Consider the following 12425-nt stretch of genomic DNA (forward strand, 5'->3'; position numbering starts at 1 on the left):
ACAGGCCATGCCACCTGGCAGATGATGCCATGCTGTCCGGCATGCCACCATGTGAGCGTGCCGACGATGACTGAACTCGGAATTCCCGGTGAACCGCCGACGAACCGCCGGGAACGCAAGAAGCAGGAGACCCGGGCGGCGCTGGAGCAGGCCGCCCTGCGGCTCTTCGCGGAGAAGGGCTACCAGCAGACCACGGTCGACGAGATCGCCGAGGCCGCCGACGTCGCCGTCCGCACCTTCTTCCGCTACTTCTCCTCCAAGCAGCACATCCTCTTCGGGGACGTGGCCCACCAGCGGATCGCCCACCTGCGGGCGGCGCTCGCGGCGAGCCCGCCGGACGAGCCGCCGCTGGAGACCGTCGGCGGGGTGCTGGACGCCCTCGATCTGGACCCCGACGAGCAGGAGCAGATCATCCTGCGGCTGCGCCTGATGGAACGCCAACCGTCCCTGGTCAGCGAGTACCTGCTGCTCAACCACGAACTACGGGAGGTGCTGGGAGATTTCGTCGCCGGCCGCACCGGCCTGGCCCCGACCGACAGCTATCCCCTGCTGGTCGCCTCCGCCGCCGTCACCTCCTGGGACGTGGCGCTGCGGGCCTGGTCGGCCGGGACCGCCGACGACTCACTCGCCGACCTGCGCCGCCGGGCCTTCGCCGCGCTCACCGCCGGCATCCCCGCCCGACCCGGGACGGCTCAGCCGACCAGCCGCAGGGTGGCCAGGTAGTAGGGCGCGTCCGCCGTGTCCACATCGACCATCTCCCAGGCCGAACCCTCGATCAGCCCGACCAACTCCTCCGCCGGGCAGAACAGATAGTCGAACCAGTCGGTGGCCAGCTCCCGGTAGCGCAGCCGCAGCCGTAACTGGCCGCCCAGCCGACCCCGCCGCCGGTTCCGCTCGTGGTAGCCGGTGTGCACCGGGTCGGTCGTCCGGTACGGGTCGGTGCCCTGCGCGATGATCTGTGCCCCGGGCCGGGCCAGCGCCGCCAGCGCGGCCAGGAAATCGGCCGCCCGGTGCCGTCCCTCGATCAACCCCAGGTTGTTGCCGAGCAGCAGGAACGTGTCGTACCGGTGCTCGCCCGCGGCATGCTCGTCGACCGTGCCGTGCACCAGCCGCCGGACCCCCCGGGCCCGGCTGACCCGCAGCGCGCCGAGCGAGACGTCCAGGCCGGTGACCGGCGTACCGCGGTCCTGAAGCTCCAGCGCGATCCGGCCGGCGCCGACCCCGATGTCCAGCACCTCGCCCCGGGCCCGGTCGACGGCCCGGTGGTCGTACGGCTGCCAGTGCTCGGGGCCGATGAAGTACTGCTGCGCCGGAACGCCGTTGATCATCCCGTCGTCCCGTTCGATGATCTCGATGACCGGCCGGGGCAGCCGGCCGCCGGCCAGTGGCCGAGGCCCCACCCCGGTCTCCACCGCGTACGCGTCGCGGAGCATCTCACCGAAAACGTCACCGATCCGGGGCTCATCGTGCACGCCGGCAACGCTACCGACTCAACCGGACTGCTCCACCACCGCACCGAGCCGTATTCTCCAGGGCATGACCACCCTGGAGCGGCTCGGTGCCGAGCAGTACGTGCTTCTCACCACCTTCCGCAAGGACGGGCGGGAGGTCGCCACCCCGGTCTGGGTGGTCCGCGACGGTGACGCCCTCGGCGTCTGGACGGTCGCCGATTCCGGCAAGGTCAAGCGGATCCGGCGCAGCGGAGCGGTCACCGTCGCGCCCTGCGACGTGCGCGGCCGCCCCCGCGGCGAGGCCGTCCCGGGCACCGCCGGGATCGTCGACGCCGCGGCCAGAGATCGCCTGCGCGACCTGCTGCGCCGCAAGTACGGAATCACGGGCCGGCTGGTCATGCTCGGCAGCCGGCTGCGGCGCGGCAAGGACGGCACGGTCGGCATCCGGATCACCGTCACCGAGTAGCGGCGGGCCACCGAGAAGATCCACGGCAACCTTTCCGGCGGCCTCGCGCATCAGCAACGGGAGGAGGCGCCGCCGGGGCGCCAGACGCGGCGGCGAGGAGTGGCTAACCGATGATGCTGGTGTTCCGGCGTGCCCGCGCGGCGTTGGGCCTGCTCCTCGCGGCGACCGGAGCGACCCTCATCGCCACCGCCCTGCTCACCGGCCTCGCCACCTACAGCTCCGAGGTGATCGACTCCGGCACCCGCAGCGCGGTCGCCGCCGCGCCCGCGCAGGACCGCTCGATCCTGGTACGCGGCACCGCCGGCGGTTCGGCGACCACCCTGACCGACCGGGACACCGCCCTACGGGACGCCGTCGCGACCGGCTTCGACGACCATGCCGCCACCGTCTCGGCGGCCGGGTTCGCGGCCGGCCGACAGCTCACCGGCGACACCGGCGCGGCCACCCCGGACGCCGACGGCGTCGTCTACGCAGCCGTCACCTTCCTCGACCGGCTACCCGAGCACGCCGAGCTGACCGCCGGCGCCTGGCCCCGTCCCGGCGGCACGCCACTGCAGACCGCGCTCGCCGAACCCGTCGCCACCCTCCTCGGCGTCACGGTCGGCGACCGGGTTCCGGTCGGCGACCGGATCACCGGCCGGGTGACCGAGCTGGCGGTGGTCGGCGTCTGGCGGCCGGTCGACCCAGCAGACAGCTACTGGCGGCTGGTCCCGTACGTGACCGAGGCGGTCGCCCCGCAGTCGGCCACCTACGGTCCACTCACCGTGGACCGGGCCGACTTCGTGAACCACTTCCTCGCCAACGCCTCGGCCGCCTGGCTGGTCCAACCGGAGCTGACCGAGGTCACCCGGGCCGGCCTGGGCCGGCTACGCGCCGACACCCGGCAACTGGCCGACACCCTGCCCGAGACCACCGGCCTGGGCAGCTCCGGCCTGGTCAGCACCGGCCTCGACCAGCTCGTCGAACGGCTACAGCGGGCCAACCTGGTCGGCCGGTCGGCGCTCGTCACCCCGGTCCTGCTGGTCGTCGTCCTCGGCGGGTACGCGCTGCTGCTGGTGGCCGCACTGCTGACCGAACATCGGCGCGGCGAGACCGCGCTGCTGCGGGCCCGCGGCGCCGGCCGGGCCCAGCTCGCCGGGCTGGCCGCCCGGGAGGCCGCCCTGGTGGTCCTGCCGGCGGCGCTGCTCGCGCCGCTGGTCGCCACCGCGGTCCTGCGGCAGGCCGACCGGTTGCCGATGCTCACCGCCGCCGCGCTGCGCGTCGAGCCCCGGCTGGACGCCACCGGCTGGCTGGTGGCCGCCCTGGCCGCGGCGGGCTGCGCGCTGGCGATGCTCGGCCCGGCGCTGCGCCGCGGCGGCACCTACACCAGCGACCTGGCGAGCCGGTCCCGGCCCAATCGCCGAGCCGCCGCCCAACGGGCCGGCGCCGACCTCGCCCTGATCGGACTCGCCGTGCTCGGCTGGACCCAGCTGCGGGAGTACTCGTCGCCGCTGGCCGGCGGCGGCGACGGCGGGCTGGGCATCGACCCGCTGCTGGCGGCCACCCCCACCCTGGGGGTGCTGGCCGGCACCGTGCTCTCGCTGCGGCTGCTTCCGCCGGCCACCCGCCTCGCCGAGCGGTATGTCGACCGTAAGCCCTGGACCGCGACCATGCTCGGCATGTGGCAGGCCGGCCGGCGACCGCACGCCGGACCGGTGCTGCTGCTGGCACTGGCCGTCGCAGTCGGCACCCTCGCCTGGTGCCTGGCCAGCACCTCGGAGCGGTCCCTGGTCGATCAGGCCAACCATCAGGTCGGCGCCGACCTGCGCCTGGTCGAGGCCACCGGCGCCGCGCCGGACGAGCGGGCCGGCCAGCTCGCCGAGCTGCCGGGGGCGCCGACCGCGCTGCCGGCGTGGCGGGACAACCTACGGCTGGGGGCGCTCGCCGAACCGGCCTCGATGGTCGCGCTGGACGGCCGGGCCGGCGCCGACGTACTGCTGCTGCGCGACGACCTGGCCGGCGGATCGCCGGACCAGTTGCTGCGGCGGCTGGCCGGCGACCGACCGGCCACCCCGGTCACCGAGCTGCCGGTGGGGACCCGGCGGCTGACCGGCCAGCTCCGGACCAGCACCGCCGGACCGACCACCGGCGCGGCGGTGCAGACCGCCGCCGTGCTGGTCGGGCCGGCCGGTCACCGGCTGGTCCCGCTGGGCAGCAGCCGGTCCGGCGAACCGCTGCGGTTCGCCGTCGACCTGCCGGCTGCCGGGGCCGATCCCGCCCGGCTGGCCGGCTTCCTGGTGGAGAGCGACGGCCTACCCGGGCTGCGGCTGAGCTGGCAGCTCACCGAACTGCGGGCGGTCGGCGGCTCGACCGGCCAGCTGGACCTGACCGGTGCCGGCACCTGGCAGGCCGTGGACCGCACCGGCGCCGCGCAACCGGCCAGCGCCGCCCCGGACGGCCTGACCGCCGGCTACCAGGTGCCCGTGCCGGAGGGCACCCGGTTCCGCGCCGCACCGATCCGATTCGCCGTCGCGGCGGCGCCGCCGGCCGACCCGGTGCCGGTGCTCGCCACCCCGCCGGCCCTCGCCGCGCTCCGCCTCGCGGTCGGCGACGACGGCCGGGTGACCCTCGGCGGCGTCGAGGTCGAGGCCCGGATCGCCGGCCAGCTCGAATCCGTACCGGGCGGCACCGAACCGGCTGCCCTCCTGGTCGACCTGCCGGCGCTGCGCGACCGGCTGTTCCACGGGCACGGCATCGTCCGCCCGGCCCAGGAGTGGTGGCTGGCCGCGCCGCCCGGACCGGACGACGGCGGCCCAGGGGACCCGGGCGGTCCGGTGGCGGCCGCGGCTGCCGACCTGGCCGGGATCCGGGTGCTGGACCGGCAGGCGGTCGCCAGCGACCTGGCACGCGACCCGTACGGCGTCGGCGCCCGGTCGGCGCTCTTCGCCGCCGCGCTCGGCGCGCTGCTGCTCGCCGGGGTCGGCATCGCGGTCGACGTCCGGGCCACCGCCCGCCGCCGTGTGACCGAGCTGGCGGTGCTGCGGACCCTCGGCGCCGGTCCCCGGCTGCTGGCCCGCGCCCTCCTCGCCGAACAGGGGTTCCTCGCCGGGATGGGGGTGCTGGTCGGGTTGGCGGTCGGGATCGCGGTGGCCGCCACGATGGCCCCGCTGGTGATCCTCACCCCGGCGGCCGACCGGCCGTCCCCGGTTCCGCTGCTCGCCATCGACTGGCCACCGGTGCTGGCCACCGCCGGCGGGCTGCTGCTGCTCGCCCTGGCGATGAGCGCGCTGGTCGCCGCCGGACTGCGGCAGCGACTGGCCGCCGCCCACCTGCGGATCGGGGCGGACCAGTGACCGGGCGACGCCTCCGGACGGTGGTACGCCGGCTGGCCGCGTACCCCGGTCTGCTCGGGCTGCTGGCGGCCCTCGCGCTGGTGGCGGCCGGGCTGGTCACCGCCACCCCCCGGCTGACGAACGAAGCCGGCGAGCGGGCGCTGCGTCCGGCGGTCGCCGACCTGCCGCACCTGGCCCGGGACCTCAACTTCACCGCCCGGTCCAGGGTGAACGACGCGGCGGTGGACCCCGCCGGGCTACAGTCCAGGCTGGCGGAGCTGCACGCCGAGCTGCCGGCCCCGCTGGCCGGGCTGACCAGCGACCGGTGGTACTCGGCCACGATCGGGCCGGACGGCATCCGGGCCGCCGGTGCGGAACCACCCTTCACCGGCGGGCCGCCGCCGGTGTTCGGGCTGCGCGCCCAGAGCGGGGTGCGGGAGGCGGCCCGGCTGGTGGCCGGTGCCTGGCCCGAATCTCCCGCCCCGCCGGGTGGCGGCATCGAGATAGCCATCTCCCGACCGGCCGCCGAGACGCTCCTGCTCGCCGTGGGTGACGTACTCGACATCTCCGGCGGGCTGGCCAACAACACCGTGCGCGCCACCCTGGTCGGTCTCTACGAGCCGCTGGACGCATCGGATCCGGTCTGGGACGACCTGCGGCTGTCGCTGGAGCCGATCAAGCCGCTCGCCGACGGCGACCCGTACCAGGTGATGGCGGTCACCGACTGGACCGGCATCGACACCGCCGCCCGGACCCTGGGCCTGGTCAGCTACGGTTGGCGGTTCCGGATCGACCCGGCCCGGCTGGACACGTCGCGGATCGAGTCGGTGACGACGGCCGTGGTCACGGTCCGCCGGGGCCCGGCCGGGGCGGCGTTGACCACCTCCCTGGACGGGACGCTGGCCCGGTTCGACGCGCAACTGCGCTCGGTCCGGGCGCTGCTGGCCGTCGTCCAGTCCGGCCTGCTGGCCACCCTGATCGGACTGATCCTGCTGGCCGCCCGGCTGGCGGCCGAACGGCGCCGCGAGGAGTTCGCGCTGCTGCGGGCCAGAGGCGCGGCGATCGGTGCGATCGGCGCCCGTACCCTCGCCGAGTCGGCGGTGGTGGTGCCCGCCGCCACGGTCGTCGGCTGGCTGCTCGGCACGCTGGTGCCCGGCCGGCCCGGCGGCGCGGAGCTGCCGCTTGTCGTCGCCGTCGGCGTACTCGCCACGGTGGTGGTGCCGGTGGTGGTGATGGCCGGGCAGCGCCGGGTGGCGGGGGCCGCCGGCCGGCGGGACCTGGCCCGGCAGCGACTCTCGGCCCGCCGACTCACCGCCGAGGTGGCGGTGCTGGCGGTGGCCGGGCTCGGCCTGTACCTGCTGCACCAGCGCGGCCTGCCGGCGACCGGGACGGTGGACCCGTACCTGGTCTCGGTGCCGGTGCTGCTCGCGGCCGGCACCGCGCTGCTGGCCCAGCGGGCGGTCCGCTGGCCGCTGCGCCAGCTCGACCGGCTGGCCGCCCGGCTGCGCGGTGCGGTCGCGTTCCTGGGTCTGGCCCGGGCCGGTCGGGGCGCCCCGATCACCGCCGGCCCGCTCGCGGTGCTGGTGATCGCGATCAGCACCGGCATCTTCAGCGCCGTGCTCGGCACCTCGATCGCCGACACCCGGGACCGGATCAGCGACCGGGAGGTCGCGGCCGACGCCCTGCTCACCGGGTACGCCTTCGCCCCGGCCACCGGCGACCGGCTGGCCGACCTGCCGGGGGTGGACGCCGTCGCGGCAGCCTTGTTGGACTACAACCGCCGGGTGCTCTCCGGAACCGGGCCGGCCGCCGAGACGCTCGGCTCGGTGCAGGTGCTGGTGGTCGACGCCGCCGCGTTCGACCGGGTGGTGACGGCCAGCGGGCGCCGGGTCCCGGTGCCGGCCACGCTGAGCCGGGCGACCCGCGGCGACGGACCCGCACCGGCGGTCGTCTCGCCCGAGGTGGCCCGGCTGGTGGCCGACCCGAGCGAGGGTGGGCCGGTGGTCGACGTGCAGGGCCGGCTCTACGGGTTCACCGTCGGGGCGGTCGCCGCCGAGGTGCCCGGGCTGCGGATCGACGCCGACCGGTTCATCGTGCTGCCCTGGCAGGCGCTGCCGGTGCCGGAGTGGAAACCGATCATCCCGAACCGCTATCTGATCGCCGGCTCGGGGTTCGACGCCGCGACGGTCCGCGAGACGGCCGACGCCGGGCAGCGCGAGCACGCCGCCGGTGTGCTCGGCACCCCGGACGCCGAGGTGCCGCTGGCGGCCGAGTTGACCGGCTGGCAGGACCACCGCCGGGCGCTGGACCGGACCGGCGCCAACGAGGTGCTGACGCTCACGTACACGGTGGGGGCGGTGGGGTCGGCGGCGCTGGCGCTGCTCGCGCTGGCCTTCGCGGTGGTCGCCGGGGCCGGCTCGCGGGGTCGGGCGCTGTCCCGGCTGCGCACCATGGGACTGTCCCGCCGGCAGGGCCGGCGGCTGCTCGGGTACGAGCTGGCCCCGGTGGTCGGCACCGCCCTGCTCGCCGGCGGCCTGGTCGGGGCGGCGCTGCCCTGGCTGCTGGCCCCGTCGCTGGGGCTGTCGAGTTTCACCGCCGGCCTGCCGACCGGCATCCGGCTCGATCCGGTGGTGGTGGCCGGGGCGCTGGCCCTGGTCGCGGTCGGGCTGGCCGGGTCGTTGGCGGTCGAGAACCTGGTCAACCGGCGGGCCCGCCTCGGCGCGGTGCTCCGGCTCGGAGAGGAGAACTGATGACCACGACGGTTCAGGAACCGGATCTCGCCGCCCTGCAACGGCGGGCCGCCGAGCGGGCCGCGGCCCGGGCCGGCGGCGTCGACCGGTTGCGCGGGCACATCGTCTGCGAGGGGCTGGTGCGGATCTTCAAGACCGAGGGGGTGGAGGTGGTCGCCCTGCAGGGGCTCGACCTCACGGTCGACCGGGGTGAGCTGCTGGCGATCGTCGGCGCCTCGGGCTCGGGCAAGTCCACCGTGTTGAACATCCTCTCCGGGCTCGACGTGCCGACCGCCGGGATCGCCCGGGTGGCCGGGGTGGACCTGCTGGGGATGTCGGCGAAGCAGCGGCTGCGCTACCGCCGGCACACCGTCGGGTTCGTCTGGCAGCAGACCGGCCGCAACCTGCTGCCGTACCTGACCGGCCGGGAGAACGTCGAGCTGCCGATCCGGCTGGCCGCCGGGCGCGGCCGCCGGCGCGGCGCGGGTCGGGCCGCCCGGACCCGGGCGCTGGAGCTGCTGGACCTGGTCGGGGTGGGCCACTGCGCCGATCGGCGGCCGGGCGAGATGAGCGGTGGCGAGCAGCAGCGCTGTGCGGTGGCGGTGGCCGTCGCCAACGATCCCGAGGTGCTCTTCGCCGACGAGCCGACCGGGGAACTCGACGAGGGCACCGCCGGCGAGGTCTTCGACGCGCTGCGCACGATCAACGCCGAGTTGGGGGTGACGATCGTGGTGGTCACCCACGACCACGCCGTGGCGTCCCAGGTCCGCCGGACCGTCGCGATCCGCGACGGCCGGACCGCCTCCGAGGTACGCCGGTCGGCGCGGATCGGCGCCGACGGCGTCGCCGAGACGGTGACCGAGGAGTACGCGGTGCTGGACCGGTCCGGCCGGATGCAGTTGCCGGCCGCGTTCGTCGAGGCGCTCGCCCTGCGCGACCGGGTCCGGCTCAACCTGGAACCCGACCACGTCGAGGTCCGACCCGGTGAGCCACCGACCGGCACCGCCGCCGAGGATGGCGCCGCCCAGGATGGCGCCGCTGGTCGGACCGGTGCCGTCGATCCGGATGGGGAGGTCCGATGAACGAGCGGCTCATCGAGGTCGAGGGGGTGGGGCGGGACTTCCACGGCGGCGGCCAGGTGGTGCACGCCCTGCGGGACGTGTCGTTCACCGCCGGCCGGGGCGAACTGGTAGCGGTCCAGGGCCGCTCCGGGGCCGGCAAGACCACCCTGCTCAATCTGATCGGCGGGCTGGACCAGCCGACCGCCGGCCGGGTCCGGCTGGCCGGTCGGGAGTTGACTGGCGCCTCCGAGGCGGAGCTGCTGGACCTGCGCCGGGACACCATCGGTTTCGTGTTCCAGTCGTTCGGTCTGATCCCGATCCTGTCGGCCGCCGAGAATGTCGGAGTGCCGCTGCGGCTGGCGAAGGTGCCGGCCGCCGAGCGGGACCGCCGGGTGGCGGTGCTGCTGGAGCTGGTCGGGCTGGGCGGTCAGGCGAACCAGCGCCCGTACGAGCTCTCCGGTGGCCAGCAGCAGCGGGTGGCGGTGGCCCGGGCGCTGGCCAACGATCCGCCGCTGTTGATCGCCGACGAGCCGACCGGCCAGCTCGACTCCGAGACGGGGCGGTCGATCATGGATCTGATCCGGGCGTTGGTCCGGTCCCGGGGGATGACCGCGCTGGTCGCCACCCACGACCCGAACCTGATCGAGCTGGCCGACCGGACCCTGCGCCTGCGCGACGGGCGGTTGGTCGAGGCGGCGGCAGCCGCGCCGGCCTGACGGCCGGCACAGCTCGGGGGCGGAAGGCGTACGCGCGTGCCGTACGTCTTCCGCCCCCGAGCTACGATGCTGGATCGACGAGGGTCGCTCCCTAGTCCCCTTGCCGCTGCTGGGGAATCTGCCCCTGCAACAGAGCGCGAACCTCGGACTCGCGGTAGCGCCGATGGCCACCGAGGGTCCGGATTGCACTGAGCTTGCCCGCCTTCGCCCACCGGGTGACGGTCTTCGGGTCGACACGGAACATCGACGCGACCTCGGCCGGGGTAAGTAGCGGCTCGGGTTCGTGCGTACGCGATGCCATCGGTCACTCCTCCACAGGTACCTATAGACATCGGCCGGGGTCCCGCCGGCCGACGCGTCTCCCATGGTCCGGCTAGTCCCCGATGTCCGACATGGGCCGAACGGCCGAAGGTCCTTGGATGGACGGATGAACAATGACCGATTTATGGGTTTTTTTATTACTACAAAGGTGCATAGCAGGACGCTATGCAACGGGTTGTGACCCCCAGGTCACGAAGATACTTCAAATGGGAGCGCTACCAATCCGCCGAGCGGTCAGTTGCACCGCTCCAGTAGCTGAACCGCGCGCCAGCGGGCGACGAGCTTCTCGTACGCCTCGGTGGCGGCCTCCGCGTCGCCCCGGGAGAGCCCGGCCAGCCCCGACGCCACCAGACCGGGCGAATCGTCGGCCGTCAACGCCTCGTCCGGCAGCAGGTTGACCAGCCCGCCGTAGTCCAGCTCCACCACCGACCGGGGATGGAACTCCTCCAACCAGCGGGCGCCCTCCTCGACGGCCTCGGTGATCGGCGCGTCCCCCACCGACTTGCGCAACACACTCAACCCCCGGGAGGCCCGCCGGCGGGCCTTGGAGATCTCCGTGCGGTACCGCAGCACCCGCCGCTCCGGCCGGGTGGTCAGCTCGCGCTCGCCGAGGTCGACGAAGACGAACCAGCGCAGCGGCACCCCCCAGGTGGCGATCTGCTCGTGCAACCGGGGCATGCCGTGCTCCAGCACCCGCGCCCCGCTGCGCCAGTGCTCCACGACCTCCTTCGCCTGGCCGGCGAGCACCGGCGGCACGAACGCGTCGGCCAGCACCGGCGGCACCCCGTCCCGGGCGCTCAGCGCCGCCTCGGCCACCCGGATCCGCAGGTTCCAGGGGCAGACCAGCAGGGTGTCGTCGGCCTCCAGGACGTACGCCTCCTCGGGCAGGTCCGGCAGCCGGGTCCAACCCGCGCCGAGCGCCTCGATCACCGCCGTCCGCTGCCGCACCGGGCCCTCCAGCGGGGCGACCGCCCGGCCCTCGCGGACGTACCGGCGCCAGAAAATCTGCCGCTCCCGGTCGAATGCGGTCAACGGCTCATACACCCGCAGGTAGGAAGCGAATAGCGACGGCACGGCGCGATCCTCCCACGAAACGGAACCGGCCCGCGTTGCGCGTCTGGGATCGGTCGATTCATGGGACCGGCATTAGGCTCGCACCATCGGCGGCACCCCGTCGACCCGCTATGGTCCGCGTCCCACAAGGACGTACCCCCCACAGGAGTAGTGATGGGCGTTTTCGGCAGCACCGACGGCCAGGATCAGGCCGGGCACGAGCAGGTCGTGTTCTGTCACGACAAGCAGACCGGCCTGCGCGCGATCATCGGCATCTACTCGACCGCGCTCGGTCCCGCGCTCGGCGGGACCCGCTTCTATCCGTACGCCTCGGAGGCCGAGGCGCTGCACGACGTGCTCGACCTGTCCCGGGGGATGGCGTACAAGAACGCCCTCGCCGGGCTGGACCTCGGTGGCGGCAAGGCGGTCATCTGGGGCGACCCGCAGCAGCTCAAGTCCGAGCCCCTGCTGCGGGCGTACGGGCGGTTCGTCGAGTCGCTGGGCGGCCGCTACTACACCGCCTGCGACGTCGGCACCTACGTCCAGGACATGGACGTGATCGCCCGGGAGAGCCGGTTCGTCACCGGACGCAGCGTCGAACTGGGCGGCGCCGGGGACTCGTCGATCCTGACCGCCTGGGGGGTCTTCCAGGGCATGCGGGCGGCGGCCGAGCATGTCTGGGGCAGCCCGTGCCTGGCCGGCCGGCGGGTCGGCATCGCCGGCCTGGGCAAGGTCGGCAAGTACCTGACCGGCCACCTGCTCGCCGACGGCGCCTCGGTGGCGGCGGCCGACGTCAGCGAGGCCGCCCTCGACTGGGCCCGGCAGACCCACCCCGAGGTGGACCTGGTCGCCGACGCGACCGCGCTGGTCGCGGCCGACATCGACGTGTACGCGCCGTGCGCTCTCGGTGGCGCCCTGAACGACGAGACGGTGCCGGCGCTGCGCGCCAAGATCGTGGCGGGCGCGGCGAACAACCAACTCGCCCACCCCGGCATCGAGAAGCTGCTCGCCGAGCGGGGGGTGCTCTACGCCCCGGACTACGTCGTGAACGCCGGTGGTGTCATCCAGGTGGCCGACGAGATCGTCGGCGCCAGCCAGCCCTCGGCCAGCGGCCGGTTCGGCTTCGACTTCGAGCGGGCCAAGGCGCGGGCGACCAGAATCTACGACACCACCCGGCAGATCCTGCGGCTCGCCGACGACGAAGGGGTGCCACCCGCGGTGGCCGCCGACCGGCTCGCCGAGCGCCGGATGGCCGAGGTGGGCCGGCTCCGGGGCATCCTGCTGCCATGATCGGCGGCGGGCCCCCGGTGTCCCGCC

10 protein-coding genes are annotated in these 12425 nt (G+C 74.8%); 7 read left to right on the plus strand and 3 right to left on the minus strand.

Annotated elements, in window-relative coordinates; genetic code table 11:
- Positions 1–66: 66 nt before the first annotated feature.
- Positions 67–723, plus strand: a complete 657-nt coding sequence (locus O7627_RS34910; protein WP_278097696.1) for a TetR family transcriptional regulator — start codon at positions 67–69, stop codon at positions 721–723.
- Here the strand turns inward: O7627_RS34910 and O7627_RS34915 are convergent.
- Complete coding sequence (locus O7627_RS34915; protein WP_278097697.1) at positions 693–1472, minus strand: class I SAM-dependent methyltransferase; 780 nt, start codon at positions 1470–1472, stop codon at positions 693–695. The genes O7627_RS34910 and O7627_RS34915 overlap by 31 nt on opposite strands.
- Before the next feature lie 64 nt (positions 1473–1536).
- On the opposite strand from O7627_RS34915, the gene O7627_RS34920 reads away from it, so the two are divergent.
- From O7627_RS34920 to O7627_RS34940, 5 genes are all read left to right on the plus strand, one after another.
- Entirely contained in the window at positions 1537–1917 is a 381-nt protein-coding gene (locus O7627_RS34920) for a PPOX class F420-dependent oxidoreductase (protein WP_278097698.1), read from the plus strand.
- A gap of 110 nt (positions 1918–2027) precedes the next feature.
- A complete protein-coding gene (locus O7627_RS34925) occupies positions 2028–5249 on the plus strand; it encodes an FtsX-like permease family protein (RefSeq protein WP_278097699.1) in 3222 nt (1073 codons plus the stop codon).
- Positions 5246–7978, plus strand: coding sequence for an ABC transporter permease (locus O7627_RS34930; protein WP_278097700.1), 2733 nt, complete (start codon positions 5246–5248; stop codon positions 7976–7978). Before O7627_RS34925 ends, O7627_RS34930 begins: the two co-directional genes overlap by 4 nt.
- Positions 7978–9039 (plus strand): ATP-binding cassette domain-containing protein, encoded by a 1062-nt coding sequence (locus tag O7627_RS34935; protein ID WP_278097701.1) that lies wholly within the window; start codon positions 7978–7980, stop codon positions 9037–9039. The genes O7627_RS34930 and O7627_RS34935 overlap by 1 nt, the downstream gene beginning before the upstream one ends.
- Positions 9036–9734 carry an ABC transporter ATP-binding protein gene (locus O7627_RS34940; RefSeq protein ID WP_278097702.1) on the plus strand — a complete coding sequence of 233 codons (699 nt, stop codon included), beginning with the start codon at positions 9036–9038 and terminating at the stop codon, positions 9732–9734. Before O7627_RS34935 ends, O7627_RS34940 begins: the two co-directional genes overlap by 4 nt.
- Before the next feature lie 91 nt (positions 9735–9825).
- Here O7627_RS34940 and O7627_RS34945 read toward each other — a convergent pair whose 3' ends face one another.
- Complete coding sequence (locus O7627_RS34945) at positions 9826–10035, minus strand: BldC family transcriptional regulator (RefSeq protein ID WP_007073996.1); 210 nt, start codon at positions 10033–10035, stop codon at positions 9826–9828.
- Positions 10036–10289: 254 nt separating this feature from the next.
- Entirely contained in the window at positions 10290–11129 is an 840-nt protein-coding gene (locus O7627_RS34950; RefSeq protein WP_278097703.1) for a hypothetical protein, read from the minus strand.
- Between the two features lie 153 nt (positions 11130–11282).
- Between O7627_RS34950 and O7627_RS34955 the strand changes: the two genes are divergently transcribed.
- Positions 11283–12398 carry a Glu/Leu/Phe/Val dehydrogenase dimerization domain-containing protein gene (locus O7627_RS34955; RefSeq protein WP_278097704.1) on the plus strand — a complete coding sequence of 372 codons (1116 nt, stop codon included), beginning with the start codon at positions 11283–11285 and terminating at the stop codon, positions 12396–12398.
- Positions 12399–12425 lie beyond the last annotated feature (27 nt).

This window comes from Solwaraspora sp. WMMD1047, from assembly GCF_029626155.1.
Lineage (GTDB): Bacteria > Actinomycetota > Actinomycetes > Mycobacteriales > Micromonosporaceae > WMMD1047.

Bases quoted from the DNA above. Each gene is read 5' to 3' on its own strand.
- O7627_RS34910 (WP_278097696.1), top strand. From the start codon at position 67: ATGACTGAACTCGGAATTCCCGGTGAACCGCCGACGAACCGCCGGGAA.
- O7627_RS34920 (WP_278097698.1), top strand. From the start codon at position 1,537: ATGACCACCCTGGAGCGGCTCGGTGCCGAGCAGTACGTGCTTCTCACC.
- O7627_RS34925 (WP_278097699.1), top strand. From the start codon at position 2,028: ATGATGCTGGTGTTCCGGCGTGCCCGCGCGGCGTTGGGCCTGCTCCTC.
- O7627_RS34935 (WP_278097701.1), top strand. From the start codon at position 7,978: ATGACCACGACGGTTCAGGAACCGGATCTCGCCGCCCTGCAACGGCGG.
- O7627_RS34940 (WP_278097702.1), top strand. From the start codon at position 9,036: ATGAACGAGCGGCTCATCGAGGTCGAGGGGGTGGGGCGGGACTTCCAC.
- O7627_RS34945 (WP_007073996.1), bottom strand. From the start codon at position 10,035: ATGGCATCGCGTACGCACGAACCCGAGCCGCTACTTACCCCGGCCGAG.
- O7627_RS34955 (WP_278097704.1), top strand. From the start codon at position 11,283: ATGGGCGTTTTCGGCAGCACCGACGGCCAGGATCAGGCCGGGCACGAG.